Source organism: Rhizobium sp. UGM030330-04 (assembly GCF_003208455.1).
Lineage (GTDB): Bacteria > Pseudomonadota > Alphaproteobacteria > Rhizobiales > Rhizobiaceae > Agrobacterium > Agrobacterium rhizogenes_A.
This window is the reverse complement of record NZ_QKML01000052.1, coordinates 1-1,140: the sequence shown is the minus strand read 5'-3', so window position 1 is coordinate 1,140 and position 1,140 is coordinate 1. Positions and strand designations below refer to the sequence as shown.

Here is a 1,140-nt window from a genome sequence, read left to right as displayed (position 1 = left end):
CCGGTGCCGACGTGGATACAAGCAACTCCATCACCTCTCTGGCACGCAACAATGATTCAATCTTAGATCCTATTCAATCATCCGGGATCCAACAACTAGAGACAAGAGTTGCCACGCCGCGCGCCGCAGAGGACGTCTTCCGTGAGGCCAGGGCGCGGTTGACATGAATCGCCAGGTGTCCTTCCATGCGATGGCAGAACAGGAACTCGATGATGCGGCAAGCTACTACAATGCGTTCCGTCCAGGACTCGGCCAAGCTTTTCTGGACGAGGTCGAGCGCGCCGTGGCGCAAAGCTTGGCTTATCCTGAAGCTGCACCGTTGGTGAACCACACCGTGCGGAAAAAGCTAGGCTGTGTTGACTTTTCACTCAAATATTATCTAACTATCTGATATAAAAGGATTTTTATGAATTGCCGTTTTTTAGTAACTCCTTGAAAAACAATAACTTTTCGTAAAAAGTCAACAGGGCCTAGTAGTTATGGGCTTATAGCCGGTCATAGTTCGAGATTCCGCTAGATTTAGTCGTTGCCCAGCAGATAGTCTCCAGAACCCCAAAACCTCAGAATCATCTTAACAAAGGTTTATCATGAACTTGCACACTAATCTTCAAGGTAGGCTTAGAAATACACGCTTGCCGAAAAGTCATGGTTTGTGGCCGGTATTTGAAACAGTTGTGAATTCTATCCATTCGTTAGAAGAGCGAGGGAACATAAAAACCGAGGGGAAAATTACGTTAAGAATATCTAGGGCTTTCCAGGCATCATTGGAATTAGATGGAGAATCACGCGTTAATGACATTGAAGGTTTTGTTGTAGAAGATAACGGAATTGGATTTAACGATACCAATATGAAATCGTTCGAAACTCTAGACTCTGACCACAAAATTGAAAAAGGGGGCAGGGGGGTGGGACGGCTTCTTTGGCTAAAAGCCTTCGATCGGGTGGAGATAAATAGCGATTTTAAAGACTCTCAAGGTAAACCGATGCACCGAGTTATTTCTTTTGACGCAAAAAGTGGAGTCGAGTTGGTTGAAGAAAAGGAATCTATACTATTCTCATATGATTCTTTCGTTGAAGAAAGTAGGGTAGTCCGTTGAGAGAAAAGGAATCATGAGCGCCATGTTGGACTACAGCCTGTCA

Annotated in this window: 2 protein-coding genes; both read left to right on the top strand. The window is 45.0% G+C overall.

Features of this window, described 5'->3' with window-relative positions:
• Positions 1 to 163: 163 nt before the first annotated feature.
• A complete protein-coding gene (locus N434_RS25425) occupies positions 164 to 391 on the top strand; it encodes a hypothetical protein (RefSeq protein WP_110760781.1) in 228 nt (75 codons plus the stop codon).
• A 196-nt stretch (positions 392 to 587) separates the two neighbouring features.
• Positions 588 to 1,097 carry a hypothetical protein gene (locus N434_RS25420; RefSeq protein ID WP_110760780.1) on the top strand — a complete coding sequence of 170 codons (510 nt, stop codon included), beginning with the start codon at positions 588 to 590 and terminating at the stop codon, positions 1,095 to 1,097.
• The last annotated feature ends 43 nt before the right edge of the window (positions 1,098 to 1,140 follow it).